Source organism: Actinocorallia sp. API 0066, assembly GCF_020991275.1.
In the GTDB taxonomy this organism is placed as follows: domain Bacteria; phylum Actinomycetota; class Actinomycetes; order Streptosporangiales; family Streptosporangiaceae; genus Actinocorallia.
In genome coordinates this window covers 186,665-208,459 of sequence record NZ_JAJLQY010000011.1, presented here as the reverse complement: position 1 = coordinate 208,459, position 21,795 = coordinate 186,665, and the positions used below count along the sequence as shown (strand labels likewise).

Annotated in this window: 21 protein-coding genes; 11 read left to right on the top strand and 10 right to left on the bottom strand. The window is 70.8% G+C overall.

From position 1 onward, the window contains the following. The first annotated feature begins 75 nt into the window (after positions 1 to 75). Genes LO762_RS26070 through LO762_RS26060 form a run of 3 tightly spaced genes read left to right on the top strand, consistent with a single transcriptional unit; the run spans position 76 to position 2,836 of the window. The gene (locus LO762_RS26070) at positions 76 to 924 is read left to right on the top strand and encodes a peptidoglycan-binding protein (protein ID WP_230618653.1); all 849 of its coding nucleotides are present in this window, start codon (positions 76 to 78) and stop codon (positions 922 to 924) included. A 43-nt stretch (positions 925 to 967) separates the two neighbouring features. Beyond that, positions 968 to 1,861 (top strand): peptidase inhibitor family I36 protein, encoded by an 894-nt coding sequence (locus LO762_RS26065; RefSeq protein WP_230618652.1) that lies wholly within the window; start codon positions 968 to 970, stop codon positions 1,859 to 1,861. Between the two features lie 30 nt (positions 1,862 to 1,891). Then, complete coding sequence (locus LO762_RS26060; RefSeq protein WP_230618651.1) at positions 1,892 to 2,836, top strand: SpoIID/LytB domain-containing protein; 945 nt, start codon at positions 1,892 to 1,894, stop codon at positions 2,834 to 2,836. Between the two features lie 195 nt (positions 2,837 to 3,031). On the opposite strand, the gene LO762_RS26055 is transcribed toward LO762_RS26060, so the two are convergent. Next, positions 3,032 to 3,418, bottom strand: a complete 387-nt coding sequence (locus tag LO762_RS26055) for an NBR1-Ig-like domain-containing protein (protein ID WP_230618650.1) — start codon at positions 3,416 to 3,418, stop codon at positions 3,032 to 3,034. A 351-nt stretch (positions 3,419 to 3,769) separates the two neighbouring features. Here LO762_RS26055 and LO762_RS26050 point away from each other — a divergent pair, with 351 nt between their 5' ends. After that, on the top strand, positions 3,770 to 4,177 hold the full coding sequence (locus LO762_RS26050; RefSeq protein WP_230618649.1) for a hypothetical protein: 408 nt from the start codon (positions 3,770 to 3,772) through the stop codon (positions 4,175 to 4,177). A gap of 550 nt (positions 4,178 to 4,727) precedes the next feature. Here LO762_RS26050 and LO762_RS26045 read toward each other — a convergent pair. From LO762_RS26045 to LO762_RS26035, 3 genes are all read right to left on the bottom strand, one after another. Beyond that, the gene (locus tag LO762_RS26045) at positions 4,728 to 5,507 is read right to left on the bottom strand and encodes a hypothetical protein (protein ID WP_230618648.1); all 780 of its coding nucleotides are present in this window, start codon (positions 5,505 to 5,507) and stop codon (positions 4,728 to 4,730) included. Then, positions 5,495 to 6,706 carry a glutamine synthetase family protein gene (locus LO762_RS26040; protein ID WP_230618647.1) on the bottom strand — a complete coding sequence of 404 codons (1,212 nt, stop codon included), beginning with the start codon at positions 6,704 to 6,706 and terminating at the stop codon, positions 5,495 to 5,497. The genes LO762_RS26045 and LO762_RS26040 overlap by 13 nt, the downstream gene beginning before the upstream one ends. A gap of 541 nt (positions 6,707 to 7,247) precedes the next feature. Beyond that, a complete protein-coding gene (locus LO762_RS26035) occupies positions 7,248 to 8,021 on the bottom strand; it encodes a hypothetical protein (RefSeq protein ID WP_230618646.1) in 774 nt (257 codons plus the stop codon). A gap of 663 nt (positions 8,022 to 8,684) precedes the next feature. Here LO762_RS26035 and LO762_RS26030 point away from each other — a divergent pair. After that, a complete protein-coding gene (locus tag LO762_RS26030; protein WP_230618645.1) occupies positions 8,685 to 8,999 on the top strand; it encodes a chorismate mutase in 315 nt (104 codons plus the stop codon). A 34-nt stretch (positions 9,000 to 9,033) separates the two neighbouring features. Here the strand turns inward: LO762_RS26030 and LO762_RS26025 are convergent, their stop codons facing one another. Together LO762_RS26025 and LO762_RS26020 are read right to left on the bottom strand one after the other, a co-directional pair. Next, the gene (locus LO762_RS26025) at positions 9,034 to 9,696 is read right to left on the bottom strand and encodes a hypothetical protein (protein WP_230618644.1); all 663 of its coding nucleotides are present in this window, start codon (positions 9,694 to 9,696) and stop codon (positions 9,034 to 9,036) included. A 201-nt stretch (positions 9,697 to 9,897) separates the two neighbouring features. Next, positions 9,898 to 10,452, bottom strand: coding sequence for a hypothetical protein (locus LO762_RS26020; protein WP_230618643.1), 555 nt, complete (start codon positions 10,450 to 10,452; stop codon positions 9,898 to 9,900). A 498-nt stretch (positions 10,453 to 10,950) separates the two neighbouring features. On the opposite strand from LO762_RS26020, the gene LO762_RS26015 reads away from it, so the two are divergent. The 3 genes from LO762_RS26015 to LO762_RS26005 all read left to right on the top strand — a co-directional run bounded on the left by LO762_RS26015 (position 10,951) and on the right by LO762_RS26005 (position 15,249). After that, positions 10,951 to 12,264, top strand: coding sequence for an NAD(P)/FAD-dependent oxidoreductase (locus LO762_RS26015; protein WP_230618642.1), 1,314 nt, complete (start codon positions 10,951 to 10,953; stop codon positions 12,262 to 12,264). Continuing rightward, complete coding sequence (locus LO762_RS26010; RefSeq protein ID WP_230618641.1) at positions 12,257 to 13,618, top strand: hypothetical protein; 1,362 nt, start codon at positions 12,257 to 12,259, stop codon at positions 13,616 to 13,618. Before LO762_RS26015 ends, LO762_RS26010 begins: the two co-directional genes overlap by 8 nt. Positions 13,619 to 13,725: 107 nt before the next feature. Further along, positions 13,726 to 15,249 (top strand): RNA polymerase sigma factor, encoded by a 1,524-nt coding sequence (locus LO762_RS26005; protein ID WP_230618640.1) that lies wholly within the window; start codon positions 13,726 to 13,728, stop codon positions 15,247 to 15,249. On the opposite strand, the gene LO762_RS26000 is transcribed toward LO762_RS26005, so the two are convergent. Continuing rightward, complete coding sequence (locus LO762_RS26000) at positions 15,213 to 16,220, bottom strand: adenylate/guanylate cyclase domain-containing protein (RefSeq protein WP_230618639.1); 1,008 nt, start codon at positions 16,218 to 16,220, stop codon at positions 15,213 to 15,215. The two genes, LO762_RS26005 and LO762_RS26000, sit on opposite strands and share 37 nt — an antisense overlap. A 94-nt stretch (positions 16,221 to 16,314) precedes the next feature. Here LO762_RS26000 and LO762_RS25995 point away from each other — a divergent pair, with 94 nt between their 5' ends. Both LO762_RS25995 and LO762_RS25990 read left to right on the top strand, forming a co-directional pair. Continuing rightward, the gene (locus LO762_RS25995) at positions 16,315 to 17,070 is read left to right on the top strand and encodes a MerR family transcriptional regulator (protein WP_230618638.1); all 756 of its coding nucleotides are present in this window, start codon (positions 16,315 to 16,317) and stop codon (positions 17,068 to 17,070) included. 69 nt (positions 17,071 to 17,139) lie between these two features. Further along, the gene (locus LO762_RS25990; protein ID WP_230618637.1) at positions 17,140 to 18,108 is read left to right on the top strand and encodes a hypothetical protein; all 969 of its coding nucleotides are present in this window, start codon (positions 17,140 to 17,142) and stop codon (positions 18,106 to 18,108) included. Between the two features lie 3 nt (positions 18,109 to 18,111). Here LO762_RS25990 and LO762_RS25985 read toward each other — a convergent pair whose 3' ends face one another. Both LO762_RS25985 and LO762_RS25980 read right to left on the bottom strand, forming a co-directional pair. Continuing rightward, positions 18,112 to 18,486: a phage holin family protein gene (locus LO762_RS25985; protein ID WP_230618636.1), complete on the bottom strand. Its 375-nt coding sequence runs from the start codon at positions 18,484 to 18,486 to the stop codon at positions 18,112 to 18,114. 55 nt (positions 18,487 to 18,541) lie between these two features. Further along, positions 18,542 to 20,230, bottom strand: a complete 1,689-nt coding sequence (locus LO762_RS25980; RefSeq protein ID WP_230618635.1) for a CocE/NonD family hydrolase — start codon at positions 20,228 to 20,230, stop codon at positions 18,542 to 18,544. A gap of 273 nt (positions 20,231 to 20,503) precedes the next feature. On the opposite strand from LO762_RS25980, the gene LO762_RS25975 reads away from it, so the two are divergent. After that, positions 20,504 to 21,163, top strand: coding sequence for a 1-acyl-sn-glycerol-3-phosphate acyltransferase (locus tag LO762_RS25975; protein ID WP_230618634.1), 660 nt, complete (start codon positions 20,504 to 20,506; stop codon positions 21,161 to 21,163). A gap of 42 nt (positions 21,164 to 21,205) precedes the next feature. Here the strand turns inward: LO762_RS25975 and LO762_RS25970 are convergent, their stop codons facing one another. Beyond that, positions 21,206 to 21,778, bottom strand: a complete 573-nt coding sequence (locus LO762_RS25970) for a hypothetical protein (RefSeq protein WP_230618633.1) — start codon at positions 21,776 to 21,778, stop codon at positions 21,206 to 21,208. Between the last annotated feature and the right edge of the window lie 17 nt (positions 21,779 to 21,795).

The following is a 21,795-nucleotide window of genomic DNA, read 5'->3' as shown; positions in this document are numbered from 1 at the left end:
TGCGGACGGGTGGGGGAAACGGGAAGGTTGGCTCCGCCGCGGCAATCCGACAGTCGTCTCAAAGCGGGAGAAGTGGTGAAACCGACCTCATGTGCCGTCCTCGTGGCGGCCGCCGTCGTCGCCTCCCTGACCGGAGCGTCAGGGACGGGGACAGAGGCGGCACGGGCGGCTGACGTCAGGGCGCTACCGAGCGTCAATATGGAAGCCGTCGTCAAGGCCGCCCAGATCGACCCACGGCGTCCCGACACCAAGCTGACCCCCGGCGCCAAGGCAAGCGTCCTGCTTGTCGAACGCGCCCTACGCGACCGGCGCCTCCTCGACGCGAAGTGGGTGGACGGCTACTTCGGCACCACCACCGTCGCCGCCTACGCGAAGTTCCAACGGTCGCTCGGCTACAAGGGCCTCGCCGCGAACGGGCTGCCCGGCAAGGCGTCACTCGCCAAACTCGGCGCGGGACGCTTCAAAGTCACCCGGGCCATCTCGCCGGGCGGCAAGGTGCCACTCGGCGGCGTCGTCGTCAGCGCCCGCACCCGCGCCATGCTGGCCGAGGCGAAACGGCTGCACGGCCGCACCCTCAAGCTCGACCAGGGCTCGTACAACCCCGGCGGCGACCCCACCTCCGCCGGGACGCACGACGGAGGCGGCGTCATCGACATCTCCGTCAAGGGGATGAACGCCGCGACCCGCACCGCCGTCGTCCGCGCGCTGCGCACCGTCGGCTTCGCGGCGTGGCTGCGCAGCCCCGCGCAGGCCGACTGGCCGTGGCACATCCACGCCGTCGCGATCAGCGACACCGACCTGTCCGGCCAGGCCCAGAACCAGGTCGGCGACTACTACCTCGGTCTCAACGGGCTCGCCGGACGCGGCAAGGACGACGGCCCGAAGGTGACCATCCGCACCTGGGAGGAACACCAGCGCCGCTGACCCCCTCCACCCAGGCACCACGGACACACGAAGGAGAAACACCATGGCAACCCTCAACCGCGTCTTCACCGCGGCGGCAGGCGTGATCGCGCTCGGCGGCATCGTGCTCGGCACCGCGTCGCCCGCCTCCGCCGCCACCCGCAACGGCGTCTGCGAGACCGGCGAGTTCTGCTACTACTTCAACAGCAACACCAAGGGATCCGTCTCGGACTTCGGCGGATCGGTCGCCGACTACGGCACCAAGCAGCCGTCCTGCTACGACTTCAAGGGCTCCGGCGCGGGTAAAGGCAAGTGCATCAAGAACGAGGCGGCGTCCGTCTGGAACCGCAGCGGCAAAACCGTCCGCGTCTACTACAACACCGGCTACAAGGGCTCCTACCAGGACTTCAAGGCCGGCGCGAAAGGCAACCTGAGCGCGACGCTGAAGAACCAGAACGCCTCGCACCGGTTCAGCCCGCCCGCCTCGACCGGACGCGTCAACCTGTCCTACGCCCTTTACAACGCGACGGGCCGGATCAGCTGCCACTTCGACGGCTACACGAGCACCCCCGGACGGCACGAGGGCATCGACTTCGTGCGCGGCGTCGGCGTCAACGTGCGCGCCCTCATCACCGGCCAGATCATCCACGTCGCGCGCGGCCGCACCGGCAGCGGCGGGCTCTCCACCATCTCGATCTACAACGCGTCGCTGAACAAGTCCGTCATCTACCTGCACACCGCGCCGAACGCGTCGCTGAAGGTCGGCCAGACCGTCAAGAAGGGGCAGGCCATCGCCCTTGAGTCGTGGCGCGGCGTCGGCTCCTCCGCCAGCGCGCACACCCACGTCGAGATGCGGCCGGGACGGCAGAAGTACGCCTCCAAGAGCGTCGGCGACCCCGTCCTGAGCAACCCCAACCCGAACGCGTTCTGGAACTCGCTCGGCTACAACGTCCGCTAGCGGCGGCCCCCTGACGAACGGAAGGAAACCGTGTTCCCACGCATCGCGAAACTGCTCGCGGGCGCCGCGGCACTGGCGTTCGGCGGCGTGCTCGTCGCCGCCCCGCCCGTGGCGGCGGCCGGACGCGACGGCGTCTGCCAGACCGGCGAGTTCTGCTACTACTTCAACAGCAACAACAAGGGGTCCCTCTCGGACTTCACCTCCTCGGTCGGCGACTACGGCACAAAGCAGCCGTCCTGCTACGACTTCAAGGGCGCCGGAAACGGCAAGGGAAAATGCATCAAGAACGAGGCGGCGTCCGTCTGGAACCGCAGCGGTAAAACCGTCCGCGTCTACTTCAACAGCAACTACAAGGGCGCCTACCAGGACTTCCGTCCCGGCTCCAAAGGCAACCTCGAAACGGGGCTGAAGAACCAGAACGCGGCGCACCGGTTCCTGAGCGCCGCCCCGGCGCCGACCCCGACCGGCTGCAAGACCGACGGCACACACACCAAGCCGCCGACCACGATCCTCGTCTACCGGGCGTCGCTCGGCCGCGTCGACCGTGTTCCGTTCCGGACGTACGTCAAGGACGTCCTGCCGAACGAGTGGTACGCGAGCTGGCCCAAGGAATCGCTGCGGGCCGGGGCGATCGCCGTCAAGAACCACGGCTGGTACTGGGCGCTGCACTCGACCCGCAGGACGGCGGGCGGCAAGTGCTTCGACGTCTGGGACCACACCAACAGCCAGGTCTACAAGCCCGGCTCCGCCAAGCCCGCGACCAGCGCCGCCGTCGACGCGACCTGGCGCACCCGCCTCACCCGGGGCGGCAAGATCTACCAGGCCCAGTACTGCGCCACCACAACGGCGTGCCGCTCCTGGTGGGTCGACGGCGAATGGATGTCCCAGCACGGCTCCCGCGACCTCGCCCGCTCCGGCTGGACCCACACCCGCATCCTCAGGCACTACTACCGGGGGATCACCCTGAAGTCCTGACCCCTTCCGCGCCCCGGTTCCCCACCCTCTGGGAGAACCGGGGCGGCGGCACACCATGCCCGGCTGGCCCCGGTTCCCCACCCGTCCTCTGGGGGAACCGGGGCCGGACACCGGGACACTCGGACGCTCCGCGGTCGCGGAGTTCGGCGGCGCCGGGGTGCGGGGGCACCGGGCGCCGCGCGCCGCGCGCCGGGATCAGTCGACGATGATCTGGAAGTTGAGGGGGCGGCTTCCGGGGAAGACGAGCTGACCGGAGGCGTCGGCCATCTTGAAGCGGACGTAGCAGAGGCCGGGTGTGCGGGGTGTGGTGATCTCGGTGCCGATGTCGACGGTCTCGCCGGGGAGGGTGTCGTCGATCGGCACCTCGTTGACGGTCCGGCACTGGTCGGCGCGCTGCGGCACGTCGAGGCGACGCAGCGAGTAGCCCTGCCACGGCACCGTCCCGACGTTCTTGATCCGCCAGACCTTGGTGACGGTCTCGCCCCGCCCGACATGCGTGCAGTCGAGCAGCGTGATGTCCGCGATGAACACCGACGCGTCACCCTCGTTCGCGGGCGGCGCCGCGGGCGGATTCGTCGGCACCACCGGACAGTCCGCCGCCGTCAACCCCAACCCCACCGAATCCCCACCCGGCTTCGCCCCCTCCCCACCACGATCCACCGCCGCCGCGACAACCCCCACCACGCCCACCGTCGCCACCACCCCTACCACCAACCGCCCCACCCGAAACCCCCGCCTGCCCCCCACCCCGCCCGACGCCCTCGCCACACCGGCAGAGCCCACCCCAAAAGCCGCACCTTCACCCCGCGCCCCCTCCGCCGAACCGTCCCCAAGCGCCGAAGCCCCGGCCTGTACCACCGCACCCGAACGCGCCGCCCCGTCCGCACGAGCGTCGGCGTCCGGCCGAACCCCCGCACCGGGCTCGACACCCGGTTGAAGCACACCACCCGCATCGGACGCGCCGACCGAGTAGGACGCGGCACCCGCGCGGGCGTCGGCGTCCGAACCAAGCGGGGCGTCCGTGGGAGGAGCGACATCCGGAAGGGACACCGCACCCGCACCAGACTCGTCACCCGGTTGACGCACGCCACCCACGCGGGCCTCGGCATCCGCACCAGGAGCGGTATCAGCGCGAGGCACGGCATTCGGGTGAAGCGCGCCACCGGGTGCGGCGCCAGGGTGGAGCGCGGCACCCGCGCCGGGCTCGGCACCTGGTTGAAGCCGGGCGGCCGCGCCGGGCACGGCGTTCGAGTGAAGCGGGACATCTGCGCCAGGCACGGCGTTCGGGTGAAGCGCGGCACCCACACCAGGCTCGGCACCGGGTTGAAGCGGGGCGTCTAGGCCAGGCACGGTATTCGGGTGAAGCGGAGCATCCGCACCAGGCGCGACATTCGGGTTAAGTGGGGTAGCGGGACCGGGCACGGCGTTCGGGTGGAGCGGGGCAGCGGTAGCGGGTGCGGTGCCAGGGTGGAGCGTGGCGTCTGTGGGAGGCGTGGTGTCCGCGCTGGGGCGGGAGGAGGCTTCCCTGGCGTTGGTGGATCGGACGACGCGGTTGGCGGTTTCCCAGAGGGGGCGGTAGTCGGCGGGGTCGGCGCCGCAGGCGCGGACGAACTCGACGGTCGTCTCCCAGCTGGGAAGCCGGTTGCCTTTTGTGGCCTCGTGCAATGTCGTGTGCGAGATCGCCCCGGACCGGCCGGACATCTCCCGAAACGGGGGGTTGCCCACCGATGCGCGCAGCTCCCGCAGCTTCCCCGCGAAACCCGCGATCGCCTCCGCCCGTGCACGCCTCTCGTCCACCGCACGAAGCTAACAGCACCCCCACTCTCCCCTCAACTCCCACCCATCCCCCCGATCCCCGACCCGGCCACAGCCCGCGTCCCTGAGGAGGGGTTCAGGGGTTCTCCCACCAGCGAGGCTCCAGGCCGATCTCCGTAAGCCGATCCTCCAACCAGGGGACGCGGGCTTTTGGTGTGCGCAGGATGAGGCCACCGCTTCCGGGCGCGGACCTGGCGAGAGCCCGGGCCATCCTGCTTGCGGGCTGGAGGTGGAGCCCGTCCGAGCCCAAGGAGGGGTAGCCGTCGGCGAGGGCGACCAGGGCGCCGCGTCGCCCGAAGACGGCTCCCCACACGCCTACGAAGTGGCCTACGCGCCATTCCTGTTCGGTGGGCCATGGGTCGGCTCCGGTGTCCAGGTAGGCGCGCAGCCCTGCTTCGTCGGCATGACGCACCAGGGGGGCGGTGTGCGGGTTCGCGATGACCACGCCGGGGGCCGCGCCGTCCACGAGCAGCCGTAGGAGCGCGACGAGACGGCCGGTCGTCCACTCGCCCGTCACCGGGACCGCCTCCAGGCCGTCCCGCGCGCCCGACCGCAGCGCGCGGCCGACGCCGTCCGGCGACGTCCCGGCGGCCTCCGGGGACGCGGCCCGTGGCAGCCCCTCCCAGTTGACGGCGTGCGCGGGCTCCCCCGCCGGCCGCGACCACGCCGCCTCGCCCTCCCAGACCGCCGTTCCGGCCGCGCAGGCGAGCCGCCCGAGGTCCGGACGGCCGGTCACGAGCGCGGCCCAGAACGGGCCGCAGAGCTGGTCCGGCTGGGGCAGCGCGGCCGCGTGGGCGCGCAGCACGTCCGACGTGCCAGGGAAGGCCCGAACCTCGACCCCGTTCAGTACTTCCATCGGTGGGCTTCGACGACCGCGTCGAACGGCCGCTCGGCCGCCCACGCCAGGTCGGCCTCACGCACCGCCCGGAACGCGCCGAGCAGCTCGGGGCCCAGCACGGCGCCCACCTGCTCGGCGGCGGCGAGCGCGTCGAGCTGCGCGCGCGGCGTCTCGGGCAGCCGCGTCACACCGTGCTCGGCGCGGCGCTCCTCCGACCAGGTGCCGGGGTCCTCGGCGATCGGCGCGGGCGGCACAAGGCCGTCCTTCAGCCCCGCGAGCCCCGACGCGATGACGACGGCGAGCGCAAGATACGGGTTCGCCGACGCGTCCGACGGCTTCAGCTCGATGTTCGCGTGGCCGTCGCCCAGAAGCGGGGTCGCCGGGACGAAGCGTAGGGGCGCCTCACGGTTCTCCACCCCCCAGAAGGCGTAGGCGCTGGAGAAGTAGCCGGGACGCAGCCGCGCGCTTGACGGCACGCTGGGCGCCGTCACCGAGGTGATCGCAGGCAGGTCGCGCAGGAGTCCGGCGAGGAAGGCTCCGCCCTCCTCGGACAGGCCGTGCGGCCCGTCGCCCGGCAGGATGTTGACGCCGTCGCGCAGCGCCGAGACGTGCAGGTGCCAGCCGTTGCCGACGCCCTCGGCCGTGTGCAGCGGCGCGAACCCGGCGCGCAGGCCGTGCGCGCGGGCGGCGGCGTGGATCGTCTGCCGCGCGAGCAGCTGGTCGTCGGCCGCCGAGACCGGATCCGACGGCAGGAGGCTGAGCTCGAACTGCGCCTGCCCGTACTCGGCGTGGAACTGGCCGATACCGAGCCCGTTCGCTTCCAGGTCGCGCAGCAGCGTCACCGTGAACTCGTCTACTGAGAGCAGCGCGGTTGAACTGTAGGCGGGTCCACCGGGGGCGGGCCCGTCGTCACTGGAGAGGACGAACTCCAGCTCCCAGCCCGCCTTGAAGGTGAGGCCACGCTCGGCGGCCTCCGCGACCTGGCGTTCCAGGACCGACCGCTGGTCGTACGCCCAGGCCGACCCGTCCGCCGCCACCTGCCTGCCCGGCGCCCACGCCAGCCCGTCCTGCCCCCGCAGCCGCACGAGCCGTTCCACCACCGGCACCAGCCTGACGTCCCCCGACGGCGTCGCCAGCCCCTCGTGCGCGAACGTGATCCCGTCATGCGAGTCGAAGACGGCGAACAGGGACGTCACCCCCACCCCCTTCTCCGCCACCTCGGCGAGCCTCCCCACCGGAACCACCCGCGACCGAACAACCCCGTTGTTGTCCGCCCAACCCACAACAACCCCGGCCACCCCACCTTTCCGAAGCCCCTTGACCACTTCACCTACCCGAATCCCCGCCACGAAACACCTCCCAGTGCAATCCCTACTATTCAGACAGACAAATTCTATTAATAGCCGCCACCCCAGTCAAGATCACTCACTCCCAGATCACCCCGCCAACGCGGCGACCGGCTCCAGCGCCGCGGCCTTGAACGCCGGATAGATCCCAGCCACCGTGCCGACGAACAGCCCCAGCCCCGGACCCACCACGATCAGCCAGGGAGAGATGGCAGCAGTCCACCCTTTCGCCAAACAGATCCCGAGACAACCGCCATCAGCAGGAAGAGACGGCCCGCAAGGTAGAGGATCGTCTTACCGTCGACCCGGTCCGTCCGGCCAGCGACTCGACGCGCACGGGCACCGTCGTCGTCGACGGCGGCGCCTCCGCCTCGGCCGCCGACTGACGCGGCGAACGGGTTCCGTCCGCGGGTCATGCTCCCGCGCCGGAAAGGATCTGCTTCGCCTTTGTGAGGGCGTGCTTGTTCGCGGAGATGATCTCGGTGACCGGGCCTTGGTACTTCTGTAGTGCGACGGTGTAATAGCGGTCTTCCAGAGTTCGGCGCTTCGGGGCGTAGTCCGTCTCGGCCTCGCATTCGGCGTCCGCGACGGCCAGGGTGATCTCCTTCTTCCGGGCCTCGGCGGGCGTGCCCTGGCTCGCGAACTCCTTGGCCTTCACGCGGGCGGCCTCGGGGTCGGCGAATTCACCGAGCCCCTTCGCTTTCACACACGCGGCCCATGCGTCGTTCAGGGTCTTCAGCGCCGGATCCACCCGGATCTGCCGCTGCGCCACGATCGGCAACATTCCGGCGAAGTTCACCACCCTGATCTCCAACTCGACCGATCCGTACAGGGTGGCCCTCGCCTCGGCGAGGCAGCCGTTGGCGTTGGTGCCGACACTCTCCCCGTTGGGCAGTTCGATCTCCACGGACGAGGAGCCGTCCCCAAAATAGGCGGCGTGCCATTTGGCCTTGTCGGACGCCGAAAGGCCGCCGTTCCCCGGATCCGTCTCCGTCGCCGGCCTGTCGTTCACCGGGTCCTTCGGATACCCGTGGCGCTTCGCGTCGGCCACCGACTGCCCGTAAGGCTCCACACCCATCGTCGGCGCCACGTCACCGGTCGGCGAAGGGCTCTTGACGTAGGTGAATCCGGCCTTCGTCATGCACCGCCGAATGAGTTCCTCCTGTGCCGCGTGCCTGACGCTCATGCCGTCCCAGAGTCCGCGCATCGCGTCGCGCACACCCGGATCGGGCTCGGCAGGCAGCGACCACCCGCCGGTCCCCTCCGGCCGCGGCGACTCGTCAGCCGTCGAACACGCCCCACAGGCGACAAGCAAACCCCCGACAAGCACCCCAACACCCCAACCCCGCATGTGGACTCCTTGGCCGAGCCTGAACCGGACGTCAGCCGGAACTGCATGACAGGAGAAAGATCGCAGTACGAGATTTTCAGCAACAGGGCGCGTCCACATGCCGAGATTCAGGTTGCCCAGCCCGCGATACGGGGCGTCGCATCGCACCGCCATCCGCCGAATCGGCGCCACGCCCGCGACCGGCGAGAACTCGCCCCACAACTCCCTCGACCCCGGGAGGCGTGCCCGAGAAAGGAACGGTGCGTTTGTGACGTACATCACCTGCCGTTCTCGGTGCGAGCGGGCCTGGTTTCAAGGCGCCCTTTCGCGGCCTTTATGGCAGGGCCGATCAAGTGGTGGCGGAAAGGCGGCGGCGGAGCGCGGTTCGGACAGAAGTGGTACCGGCATCTACCTGCGTGCGCGACAGCGGCCAGCTCACCTTCGCCTCCCGCTCTCCGTCCGTGCTGGCAGCCGTTGGGGTGGCAACGGCTGAGCCGGGTGGGGTTTTAGGGTGGGGGGATGGATGGGGAGCTTCGGGAGATCCGGGGGCGGATCGATGCGGTGGATCGGGAGATCGTGGGGTTGTTGGCGGTTCGGGAGGGGTTGGTGAGGCGAGCGGCGGCCGTCAAGAAGGACGAGGAGGCGGTGCGGGCGCCGGAGCGGGTTGAGCGGGTGGTGGCGGGGGTGCGGGAGCGGGCCGTCGAGGCGGGGCTCTCGCCCGGCGTCGCCGAGGCGGTGTGGCGTGCGATGATCACGGCGTTCATCGAACTCGAACTGGACGAGCACCGGGCGCTCGGACGCGAGGCCCCCGTGAGCGACGCCCCGACGCCGTGACGGCACCGGGGCGCACGATCCGCCGGAGATCTGGCTATTTGACGGGGATGGGGCTGGTCGTGACCGGGGTGGTGGTCGTGGAGCCCTTCCAGTGGAGCTGGAGCGATCCGGGGGACTTGGGGCGGATCGTCTTGGTGTAGGTGCCGTTGCGCTTGGTCTTCACGGTGGTGAGGGTCGTCCACTTCGTGGAGCCCTTCTTGCGGAAGCGGATCTGGAGGGTGCGGCCTCCGAAGCCGTCGTAGGAGCCGTACTTCAGGGTGCGCAGGCGGCCGGACAGCGTGACGGCGGCGCCCTTGCGCGGCTTCTTCGGCGTCGCCTTCGCGGTGATCTTCGTCTTGCTGCGGATGGTGAACCGGCCGGTCGGGCCCTGGATCGCGCTGCCCGTCTCGTCGCCGATCGCCTCCGTTTTCACCGTCCAGTTGCCGGGGACGGCGAACAGCGGCGTCAACTGGACCCGCCCCGTGTAGACGCCGTCGCCGTCCGGGTCGGTCAGATAGAGGAACTCGTAGCCGTTGCCGTTGAGCGCCGTCAGCTCGGCAAGGATCTTGCCCTCATAGAACGGCTCCGCCGCGTCGATCGAGACCCGCAGATTCAACACCGTCGACTTCCCCGTCGTGACAACGGCGTTCTTCGGCGTGACGGCGACAAACGTCGCCCGCCGCTCGGACGGCCCCGCCTGCGCGGGCGCAACGAACAAGCCCGCCCCAACAGAAGCCGCGACAAGGACAACAAGGGACCTACGTGACAAGACAACACTCCTAGGACTGGGGGAAAAGATCCAAAACCCGACCCTAGGCCCGCAGAGAATTCCACTCTGCGTCCCACGCCTCGTTTCCCGCCCCATGGAACCAAGGCGACCCAGAACCCGCGAACCGTGGCTGGGCCGTGCCTGGTGATCTCACCGAAGGCCGGGCCGCGTCCGGAAGCGCCGGTAGAAGGGGCTCACGGCGAGGCCGGCCTCGCGAAGAGCCGAGGCGTCGCAGCCGGTGGTCTCAGCGACGACGTCGACCATCGCTTCGGCCATGAGCCCGTAGTACGTCGGATCCGGCTGGTAGCGCACGCACGCCAGCACCGCAGCACGGGCCGCCGCCTCGTGCGCGGCCCAGATCTCCACGATCACCGCGTCGTCCGTCCGCGCGTAGGCGTCGATCTTGTCGAGTCTCGGCCGCAGGGCGCGGTAGTAGGCGCGGACGTAGCCGTCGCGCAGGGTCGCGCGGCGCAGCGCGGGAGTGGCCCAGAACAGCACGACGGAGAGGACGAGCAGCGCGGGCGCGACGGCGAAGACGAACGCGTTGGACAGGAGGACGCCACCGCATTCGCCGGGGGCATCGCCCTCCTGGCCGTTGAAGCAGACGGCGTCCCCACCGGTGGAGCCCAGCGCGAAGAGCGCGCTGACGAACACGGCGACCGCCGCCGCGCGGGCGTGCTTGAGGAGAAAGAACGCGAATTCCATGAGGGGGCTCCCGTGGTGGACAGCGCATCAAGCCCCCGAAACTCTTGACGAGAGTGCCACCCGAGCCCGCCGAATACATCGGATCCCATAACTTTCAGGCGTCTCCACAACGCACGAGGGACCGCCGTCCCCGGCGAGCCGGTGGGGGTTAGGGAGGTGTGGCGGGGAGGGGAGGGACTTGGGGGGAACTGGTGTGGTGAGGATGGAAGGGTGCGTTGGGTACTTGCTGGAGTTGTCGCCGGGGTTGTTAGTGGAGTGGTTTGGGGTGGGGTTGTGGTGCTTGGGGAGGCAGGTTGGGTGGGTGGTGTGGGTTTTTTGGGTGGTGTTGTGGTGGTGGGTGGGGTTACGGGGTTTTTGGGGCGGCATCGGCCTGGGGATGCGGTGGCGTTGGGGGCGTTGCTGGGGCTTTTGGGGTGGTTTGTTGGGGCGATGGTGGTGGTGCAGTTCTCGGGGGGAGGGGGGGTTGTGGGGGTTTATCCGTGGGTGGTGGGAGGGGTGTTGGCGGGGGCGTTTGCGGGGGTGCTTGTGGGGCTGGTGGTGCGGGTGTTGCCGGAAAGGAGGGTCGAGGGGGCGTCGGCGGAGGCGGCGGCGCGGGTGGTGGTCGTGGGTGGGGGGTTTGGTGGGGTGGCGGTGGCGCGGCGGTTCGAGCGGCTGGTCGCGCGGGGGGCGCGGGTGGACGTGACGTTGGTGAGTGACTCGGGCTTTTTGCTGTTCACGCCGATGCTGGCGGAGGTGGCGGGTGGCGCGCTGGAGGCGCAGCACATCGGGGCGCCGGTCAGGGCGTGCGCGCCGCACACGCGGTTCCGGCGCGGCGAGGTGGTCAGGATCGACGCGGGCAGCAAGAAGGTCGTGCTGCGGACGGGCGGCCCGCGCGACGACGAGATCGGCTACGACCATCTCGTCATCGCGACGGGGGTCGCGCCCGCGTTCTTCGGGCTGCCCGGCGTGGCGGAACGGGCGTTCACCCTCAAGACCCTCGCGGACGCGGCACGGCTGCGCGCGCACGTCCTCGGGCTCCTCGATCTGGCCGAGCAGGAGCGCGACCCGCGTGTGCGGCGCAGGCTGCTGTCGTTCGTCGTCGCCGGGGGCGGGTTCGCCGGGGCCGAGACGGTCGCCGAGCTGTTCGACCTGGTACACGGCGTGCTCCGGTACTACCCGGGCATCACCGAGGACGAGCCGACGTTCACCCTCGTCCACTCCGGCCACCGCATCCTGCCCGAGATGCCGGAATCACTGGGCGCGTACGCGCGGGCGCGGCTGGAGGCGCGCGGCATCGTGTTCCGGTTCGGCGTCCGGGTCGCCGAGGTGGCCGAGAGCGCCGTCTGGCTGGCCGACCGCACGTCGATCCCGGCGCACACCCTCGTCTGGACGGCGGGCAACAAACCGGGCCCCCTCCTTTCCGGCGAACGCCTTAAAACCGACGCGGCGCTCCGGGTCACCGGCGCCGCCGACGTCTGGGCCGTCGGCGACTGCGCCCAGATCCCGGACCCCGACGGCACCCCCTACCCGCCGACGGCACAGCACGCGATCCGGCAGGGCGGAAAGGCCGCCGACAACATCGCCGCCGTGCTCGCCGGCCGCGAGCCCGAGCCGTTCGTGTTCCGCGCGATCGGCGTGCTGTGCCTGCTCGGCCACCGCACGGCGGCCGCGGAGATCCGCGGGGTGCGGCTGTCCGGCCTGGCCGCGTGGTTCCTGTGGCGCGGCATCTACCTGGCCAAACTGCCCGGCGCGGAGAAACGGGTACGGGTGCTGTCCGACTGGGTGCTCGACCTTGTGTTCCCGCGCGACCTGACGGCGGGCCGCGATGCGTGACGCGGTGCGCGGAGCCGTCGCAGGGCTAGTCGGCGGCCTGGTGTTCGGCGCTTGCATGGCCTCCTACGGCGCGCTGCCTACCGTCGCCTCCCTGGTACGCACGGACGCGGCACCTGTCGGTTTCGCCGTGCACCTCGTGATCGCGGCCCTCGTGGGCGCGGGCTTCGGAGCCGTCGCGGGCAAGGTGCGCGGGGGTGAGCTGTACTTCTGGGGCGTCGCCTACGGCGCGTTCTGGTGGTACCTGGGGCCGCAGACCCTGCTACCGCTGCTCACAGGCGAACCCGTCACCTGGGACCTCGCCAACGCGCGACGTCTCCTGCCGAGCCTCTACGGGCACCTGGCCTACGGCGCTGTGACGGCCCTGGCCTTCGGCCTGTTGGCGCGGCCGGACCTACGCTCTCACCTCAAGCCGGGCCCCCTGGCGCGCGGCCTCGTCGCTGGCCTTACGGCGGCCCTGGTGCTGCTCCCCGCCACGAACCTCCTCCTCGTCGGCGCCCTGGCCGGGCTCGCCTACCCGCTCCTGTTCTCCGGCCGTCGTGAGGGCACAGGCCCTGCCGTCATCAGAGGCACCGCCTACGGCTTCACCTGGTGGATCGCCAGCGCCCTCACCGCCTTGCCGCTGCTGCGCGGCGACGGCCTCGACTGGTCCGCGACGGCCACCGCCACCGCCGTCACGGAGCTGCCCCCTTATCTGCTGCTGGGCGCGGGCACCGCCCTGGTGTTCTCCTGGCTCGGCTCGCTCTCCCGCCTCTTCCTCGTCGACGACGTCAGGGCGCTGCACGACGACGGCGCCGGGGCGCGCGGCCTGCACGCGACGTTCTACGGCGTCCTCGCGGGCCTCGCGGGCGGGACGGTGTTCGCCGTCGTCTGGGCGGAGTCAGGCACCCTGTCCAGGGTGGCCGGTCTGGTGGGCGGCCGAGGCATCGTGCTCGCTGTCGTCGTCCACCTTGTGATCGCCCAGCTCATCGGCGTCTCCTACGCGCTGCTGTTCCGCCGCCGCTCCTTCGACCTCGCGTCCGGCATAGGCTGGGGCGTCTCCTACGGCCTCCTCTGGTGGTTCCTGGGCGCCCTCACCCTCCTCCCCGCCCTCCTCGGCGAGCCCCTCCGCTGGAACCCGACGGCGATGGCCGCCGCCCTCCCGTCCCTGGTAGGCCACCTCCTCTACGGCGCCTTCCTGGGCGCGATACACCAGTGGCTGGAGAACCGAACAAACCCGTGGTGGCTCACCCGCGGCGAAGCCGAGACCCGCCGCGTCGAGTCCCGCAGAGACCAGACCCTCTCCGCCGCCCCCGCCCTCTGGCTCCTCACCGTGCTGGTGGCCGCCGCCGTCCCCGTCCTCACCACACCGCCTTGACCAGGTTCAGGGGGTATGGGTGGGGGTGGGAAACGATTTGGGGGATCTGGGGGCGGGGGGGTTGGGGGCGGGTGTATTCAGGAGGTTGCCGGGTGAGGTGACAGCGCATGGGCAGATGGGCGGGGCTGGGGTCCGAGGGTGACCGGGGGGTGGTCCGCGGGCTCCACGAGGAGGATGTGCGGGCGCTGGAGAAGGCGCTCGCGGCCTACGAGGGGCAGGTGTACGACTACGCGTTCGCGCTCGCGGGCGACATGCGCGCGGCCGAGGACATCGTGCACGACGCGTTCGTCGACGCGCTGCGCCGGGCCGCCAGGATGCGCAACCCCGCGAGGTTGCGGGCCTGGCTGTACGCGGGCGTGCGGCGCAGGGCGCTGCTGCGGACCAGGGTGCGCGAGCTCGCCTGGGCCCCGCAGGACACGCGTGAGGGCGCGCCAGGCGAGGCCCTGGAGGTGCTCCAGGGCGCGCTGGACCGGATCTCCTTCAGCGACCAGGAACTCGTGCTGCTGACCGGCAGACACGGCTTCGCGGGCGCGGAGCTGGCGGCGGTGCTGGGCGAGCCCGTCCACCGCGCGACGGCACGGGCCGCCCGCGCGCGCCGCCGGGCGGAGGCCGCGGTGATCGCCCAGCTGAAGGTCGTCCAGGAGAGGTGCGCGGGGCACCTCCCGGTGCTGGTGCGGGCGCAGAACCGCGCCCCGCGCGACGACGGGCACAGCGCACGATGTCCGGCATGCCGGAGACGGGCCGAGGCGGGCCTCGCGGTGCTGCTGTCCCTGCCCGAGCCGCCGCGCCCGCCGGACAGCCTGCGCCGCCGGGTGCTGCACACCGCGACGGACCCCGAGCTGGCCGGGTACCGGGCGGACATCGTCGGCAAGGGCGGCCACCTGACGGTCGAGGGCTTCCCGCGCCAGCCCGACACCCCGTCCGGGCTCGGCCGCCGCTGGCTCATCGCGGGCAGCGGCATGGCGGCGACGCTGGCGTCCGCGATCGCCGCGAGCCTGCTGCTCGGCCCGCAGCTCGGCAGGCCGCCGCTGGGGTGGCCGCCGATCGAGCAGCCGATCAGGTCGCCCGCTCACCCGGCGCCGCCGGAGCGGCCGGTGGCGCTGCCGGACGTCGGCGGCAGCTCCGCCGAGCCGACGACAACACCGGAGCCGTCGCCCGCCGACACCGGCCACGCGGTGAACGGCGGCGAGCCCGACGTCCCGCTGCCGACGGACACGCCGAACGCGGCGACGGAGCCCACCGCGAGCCCCGCGCCGCCGACGTCGCCGGACACGCCGAACGCGCCGCCGCCTCCGCCCGCCCAGGTCGTCCCGGAGGCGCCGCAGCCGCCGCCCGCGCTGGCCCGGCTGAGCGTGCTCGACACCGAGGTGGCGATAGGCGCGGGACGTACCTCGCGGATCCCGTTGCAGGCCGAGAACGGGCCGGTCACCTGGACGGCCGAAGCCGACAATGGAGCGATCCGCCTGGGCGAGGACAGCGGCGTCGTAACACCCGACCAGCCTTACGAGCTCGAAGTGCGGCTTCCGCCTTCACTCATCCGGCTTCCGGGCAAGACGGTCGTCTCGATCGTCAACGAGGCGGACGGCAGCGAGTATCAGGTCGAGGTGAGCTGGGGCCTTTCGTTGCTCTGACGGCGCAGTAGGTAGGGCCGCACCCTTCCGATGCCCTGGAGCTGTCGGGCGGAGAGCCGCCTGCGCGCGTACCCTTCGAGCTCGTCCGCGAGTTCCGGCGCGGCCAGGACGGTGCCCGGCCTGGCCGCCGACGTCAGCCGGGCCGCCAGGTTGACGGGCGTGCCGAACACGTCGCCGAGCCGGAGGATGACCTCGCCGTACGCGAGGCCGACGCGCACGTCGGGGAAGTCGTCGTCCGCCGACCAGTCGGAGATGCGCAGGCCGATCTCGGCGGCGGCGGCCGGGGTCGGCGCGGTGAACAGGACCTCGTCGCCGAGCGTCTTGATCACCCGGCCGCCCTCCTCGGCGGTGATCGTCGCGGTGGCCGTCTCGAACCTGTCGACGAGGTCGGCGAGCCCGGCGGGGCCGAGCCGCCTGCTCAGCCGGGTGAAGGAGACGATGTCGGCGAACCCGACGGCGAGCAGCGCGGTGCCCGCGCCAGGGTCGGCCGTCGCCTCCGACACCGCGCCATACGCCCGGACCCCTGCGGCGGCGAGCTGACGTCGCCAGCCTCGCAGCAGCAGCCTTTCGAACTTCGGCCTGAGCTCCGCGCTCGCGGTGAGGGCAGCCACGACGTCGTCCTCCTCGACGACGGCGCCGGGCTTGACGAACAGCTCGGCGAGCCGCTCCAGCCAGAGCTCGCTGAGCCGGTTGGCCATCCGGCTCATGGTCTGGCCTACGCCGCGCGCAAGCTGGAGGACCATCTCCTCGTCCACGTAAGGGTGGCCGAGGAGGTCCTTGATATCGGCGAGCGCCTGGACGTCGTCCTGGGTGAAGGCGATCTCGTCCGGGGCGGGGGTGGAGAAGCCGAGCGCCGACCAGATCCGTAGGCTGAGCTCGGCGGAGAGCCCGGAGAGCTCCTCCATGTCGGCCATCGTGTGCGTGAGCGGCTCGCCCAGCAGGAGTTCCTCGACCTCACGCGCGTCCGTCATGGCGACTCCAACCATTACATCGAACAATGTCTCATTGCCTCAGGCGTAAGATTCGTACGATCGCCGACGAGGGTCAAGCCGGGAGGGGGAACTCGTGGCCGAGTACCGGATAGACGAGCTGGCCCAGCGGGCCGGCACCACGGTCCGCAACATCCGCTCCTACCAGGACCGCGGCCTGCTCCCGTCCCCTCGGCTCAAGGGCCGCGTCGGCCTCTATGACGATGCTCACCTCGCCCGGCTACGCCTCATCGGGCAGATGCTGGAGCGCGGCTACACGCTGAACAACATCAGCGACCTCATAGGAGCCTGGGAGGCCGGGCGCGACGTAGGCGAAGTGCTCGGCCTGGAGCAGGTGCTCACCGACCCGTGGACGGACGAGATCCCCGGCTGGGCGACCTTCGACGAGCTGCTCGAAGCCTTCGGCCGCGAAAGCGACCCCGACGTGATCGAGGACAGGGTCAGGCGGGCCATCGAACTCGGCTTTGTGGAGCCGGACGGCGACCGCTTCCGCGTCCCGAGCCCGCGCCTCCTGCACGTCGGCGCCGAACTCGTCGCGAGCGGCATCCCGCTGGAGGCGGTGCTGGACATCGCCGACGAGATCCGGCGCGACTGCGAGGTCATCGCCAACCGGTTCGTCGACCTCGTGGACGAGCACGTGCTCAAGGACGCCGACCTCATGGGCAAGGACGCCGTCCGGGTCGCCGAGGTCATCCGCAGGATGCGGCCGCTGGTGCAGATGGTGGTGAACCCGTTCGTCGCGCGCGGCATGGAGCGGCGGGTGCACGGCGAACTCGGCGACAAGCTGGGCCTGCTGCTCTCGGACGACAAAGCCAACGACACAGCGGTTTAACCCCCATAGCCGGATGCTTCGGGGTTAGGGTCGGCTTCGAGCCGTCCCCTCCTCCCCCCGGAGTGTCCCGTGAAGCTCATCACCCGCAAGCAGTGGAAGGCGCGGAGCCCGCGCTCGGCGTCGTCCCACCTCGCGTCGGCGCGGGGCGTGAAGGTGCACTACACGGGCAGCCGGGTGGACCCGCGCACCGCCGACGACCACGACAGGTGCTACGCGCTGGTCCGGCAGATCCAGAACGGCCACATGGACGGCAACGGCTGGGCGGACATCGGCTACTCGTTCCTGTGCTGTCCGCACCGGTTCGTCTTCGAGGGGCGCGGCCTGCACAAGCTGCCCGCCGCCAACGGCCCCGGCCTGAACAGCGGGCACTACGCGGTGCTCGGCATGGTCGGCGACAGCGGGCTCGTCGTGCCGAACGACGAGATGCTGCACGGCATCCGCGACGCCATCGAGCACGTCCGCGCGAACGGCCGCGCGGGCACCGAGATCAAGGGCCACCGCGACGGCTACGCCACGAGCTGCCCCGGCGAGCGGCTGTACGCCTGGGTGAAGGCCGGAGCGCCCCGCCCCAAGACCTCGGCCCCCAAGCCGCCGCCCGCGCCCCCCAAGCCCGTCTCAAAGCCGCTCAGCCTCGTCCTGGACCTCGCGACCCGCGGCACCCTCACCATCCCGCCCGGCACCCGCGTCTCGGTGCCGTGGGCCGTCGAGAACGCCGACCCGTCCGGCCAGCACGCCGCCAACTCCCCGTCCTGGCGGCCGAAGACCCCCGACTGGCACCTGGTGACGCTCTCCGCCATAGTCACCGGCCACAAAAAAGGCGAACGCCTCAAACTAGTCATCGGCGAATACGAGCCCACCGGCAGCACCCGCCGCAAGGACCACTTCGGCGAGGACAAGATCGGCCACGGCACCAAGGTCGAACACACCGTCTCCGGCCTCGTCTGGCTCGGCAAGGACCACGGCTACCGCGCCGACCTCATCAACCACGGCTCCGAGTCCGTGACGCTGACGTCGGCGCGGCTGCACGTGGCCCGCTAGGGATCAGTCGTTGTCGAGGACGAGGCTGAGGGCCCAGGAGACGATGGCGACGATGATGCCGCCGAAGATGGCGGTGGGCCAGAAGTCGGCTACGTGGAAGCCCAGGTCGACTTGTTCGGCTATCCAGGAGGTGAGGAGGAGGAGGGCGGCGTTCACGACCAGGCCGAAGAGGCCGAGGGTGAGGACGTAGAAGGCGCAGCCGAGGGTTTTGATGATGGGTTTGAGGACGGCGTTGACGACGCCGAAGATGAGGGCGACCAGGACGAGGGTGAGCGCCTTGTCCTGAGTGTCGGATCCGGTGACGGTGATGCCGTCGAGGAACCAGGTCGCGGCGGCCAGGGCCAGAGCCGTGATGACGACGTTGATCAGGATTTTCACCGGTCGATCGTGACATGTCCGGCCCCGCCGGGTCGTCACTCCAGACGATGAACTTTCACATCACCGGAAGGAGGAGGGCCGACGGACGGTCCGGGTCGTGGAACACCTCCTGGTCGGCGGCGACCATCTTCCGGGCCGACCCGAGCGGTTCGCCCGTGCCGGGGTTCGACGCGATCTTCGGGTAGGCGCCGCTGGCCACGTGGACGCGCAGCCGGTGACCCTTCTTGAACCGGTGCCCGATCGGCCACATGTCGAGGTCGACCCGGCGCACCCCGTCGCCGTCGGGCGGCGCGTTCTCCGGGCTGAGCCGCAGCCCGCCCTCGCAGATGTTCTTCGACGACCCGTCCGGCGCGACGTCGCACAGCCGGACGACGAAGTCGGTGTGCACCCGGGTGGACCGCACGTACAGCTCGGCGGTGACGGGCCCGATGACGTCGAGGTCGCCTTCCAGCTCCGGTGACGTGAAGACGAGCACGTCGGGGCGGCGTTCGGCGGGCCGCTGGTCGACGGGACGGCCGATGCCGAGCAGGGTCGGGCCGCCGAACGCGGGTGTCGGGTCGTTCGGGTCGTATCGGTATTTGTCCGGCTTGGAGGTGCGGGGCCCGTCCGGGCCGAACCCGTGCCCGGCCTGCAGGTGCCAGCGCTGCGTCTCCGCGCCGGGGATGGGCCAGTCGGCGAACTCGCGCCACTCGCCCGCCCCGGTGACGAGCAGCCGCACCGGGTTCTCGCGCAGCCCCGACGGGTCGTCCTTGAGGTGCGCGCGGAACCAGGCGAGCGACTCGCGCAGCGCCGCGATGCCGTGCCTCGGGTCGGCGTGCCACCACGGCCCGATGGTGAGCTGCGGCCGGTGCCCGGCGCCGCGCATCGCGATGTAGTCCTTCAGCATCCAGGGGAGGAACACGTCGTACCAGCCGCCGACCATCGACGCGGGCGGGAGTTCGCCGTCGCACGCGGCGCTGTGCACGCGGCCGTCCCAGAACGGGTCCTCGGGGACGCCGTGCCCGGTGAGCAGCTGCTGGAAGAACGGGACGCTGCCGCCGGTGGTGAACGCGTCGAGCTCCTCCAGCGGCAGCCCTGCCCGGACGGCCCGCGCGGTGCGGCGGCGCATCCGGAAGAGGTCCAGGGGGTGCTCGATCCGCGACGTCACCGACACCCACCCGAGGGTGGACTCCAGGGCGAAGGAGCCGCCGATGTAGATCGCGTCGCGGAACTGTGAGGCGGTGACGGCGAGCGACATCGCCTTGTGCTCGGTTCCGGCGCCGCCCGCTATCGCCCACTGGGTGTGTCCGAGGTAGCTGGGCCCGTAGGTGGCGAACGTGCCGTGGAACCAGGGCTGCCGCTTCAGCCATTCCACCGTCGCCAGTCCGTCGATCTGCTCGTTGAGCGGGTCGAACGACCCGCCGGAGCCGAACGTGCCGCGCACGCTCTGCACGAGGATCTGGTAACCGAAGAACGCGAACGGATAGCCGTTGATGGCCCCGGTGACGCCCCGCCGCCCGTAGGGGGTGCGGACAAGGATCGTCGGCGGCTTCTTCACGCCCAGGGGGACGTACCTGTCAGCGAGGAGGACGGTGCCGTCGGGCATCGTCACGGGGATGTCCTTCACGTGGCTGACCCGGTAGGTGGCCGACGGTAGGGCGGGCCATCCGGGTAGGGAGGGAAGGTGCGGGAGATGGGGAAGCTGCGGCAGTTGGGGGAACTGGCGCAGCCGCTCGGGGACGCTCAACCGGTCGGTAATGGCCATCGGTCCTCCCCTGTACGGGATGTCTGTAGTTAATACCCGCGTGTTACATCGGGGTAACACGAGCGGATCCGAACGACATTCCAGCGAAGCCCACCCCGGCCCGAAGATCCTTAACCGATCATGACAAAATCTCTGGGCACGGACCGGTGGTCGGTGATAACTATTACCAGCTGGTAGCAGGTCGGTCACCGCCGGGTAACGGAACACCGATAGGGTGACCCCACAAAAATCGGGTCATCGGGAGCCTTGGGAGACCTGTTGCTCTATCGCTTCATGAGACTGGTCGTGCCGACCGCTTTCCGCGTCCTGTTCCACCTCAGGGTGGAGGGGAAGGAGAACATCCCCGGGTCGGGTCCCCTCATCGTGGCAGCCAACCATCAGTCCTTCATCGACAGCTACGTCATCCCCGTGGCCCTGCTCCCCCTCAAGGTCGTCTTCCTGGCGAAGGCCGAGTACTTCGAGGGCACGGGGGTCAAGGGCAGGCTCAGCCGCTGGTTCTTCACCTCCATGGGCATGGTCCCGGTCGCCCGCGGTGACGGCGCGTCGGCGCTCGGCTCGCTGGAGCAGTCCGCGGAGGTCGTGAACGGCGGCAACGTGCTCGCGATCTACCCGGAGGGCACCCGTTCGGTGGACGGGCGGCTGTACCGGGGCCGCACCGGCGCGGGCTGGCTCGTGCTGGCGACCGGCGCGAAAGTGCTGCCGGTCGGGCTCATCGGCACCGACGAGCTCCAGCCCTACGGCACCCGGTTCCCCCGGATCGGCAAGCGCGTCACCGTCCGGATCGGGGAGCCGCTGGAGTTCGACGGGTACGCGGGCAGCCCGGTGCCCAAGGGACGGGCCCGCAGGGAGATCGCCGACGAGATCGTCCAGGCCATCCAGAAGCTGACCGGGCAGGAGTACGTGCCCGAGTACAACGACCACCAGAGCAAGTAGAGCGGGAGCCGAGGCCCCCGCTCTCATGGACCGTCAGCCCCGTCAGAACCCGGACGGCGGCTGGCGGTCCTTGATGGTGAGGCCGTCCTGCTCGGCGTCCTGCCGCAGGCCCTCCAGCGCGGAGCTCGCGTCGGTGATCCCCGAGGTGTCCCCGGTCTTGAGCTTGTCGATCGCCGCGCTGGCCGTCGCCCACAGCGCCTCGACGGGCGCCTTCAGCGACTTGCACAGCGTCGGGTCCGCGTTGATCATCTTGCGGCCGGCGTTCAGCCGGTTCAGCGAGAACGCCCCTGCGGCGACGGCCTTGGCGATCGCGCTCTTGCGCTTCTCGGCGCCCTCGTTGAAGCCGCCCGCCTTGTACGGCTTCAGGATCCACTGGTTGAACGCGCCGAAGGCGAGGCCCATGTCGGCGACGAAGCGCGTCTTGGCGAACTTCTTCGTCGCCGCCGTCGGGCAGGCCGCTGCGGCGGTCGTGCCGGGCGTACCGGTCGGCGTACCCGCCGCCCCGGTGACGGTCGCGACGACGTCGGTCGCCCTTTCCGCGGTCTCCTGACCGCCGCCGCCGCAGGCGGTGAGTGAGACCGTCAAGGCGGATACCGCCAGAAGCTTACCGACCATGCTCATTTCCCCCCGAG